Genomic DNA, 428 nt, shown 5'->3' on the forward strand with positions numbered 1-428 from the left:
CCCCCCGCGTGCGGGTTCCCGGCCTGCGGAGTACGCCTGCCACAGCCGGTACAGGAACAGCAGCCCCACGGTCGCCGCGAACGGGACGCCGGTCGGCCGGGACAGGCACATCAGCACAACAACGGGCATCGCCCACAGGTAGCGGCGTTCCACCACCAGCAGCAGGGCGGCGGCCAGCAGGAGCAGGTTCAGGGACTCGGCGTACGGCACCTGCAGCACGGGCGAGACGGGAAAGGTGGCCACGAACACGGTTGCCCAGAGCGCCGTGCGGTGCAACGCCTTGAGCCGGAAAAGGCGGTAGATGACCAGTGCCGCTCCCAGCCCGGACACCATGGCGATGAGCGTCAGCGTGAACGCCGGGGGCAGGCCGGTCAGCCCGGCGACCGCCCGGCCCAGGAAGGGAAAGAGCGCGTAGAACGCCCAGGCGT

At 70.8% G+C, this 428-nt stretch carries 1 protein-coding gene; it reads right to left on the reverse strand.

What is annotated here, in order from left to right; genetic code table 11:
- A partial coding sequence (locus AC1DNK_RS30020; protein WP_477944884.1) for a hypothetical protein occupies window positions 1–428 on the reverse strand: 428 nt, incomplete at both ends.

It is taken from the genome of Rhizobium sp. 01N424 (assembly GCF_056399485.1).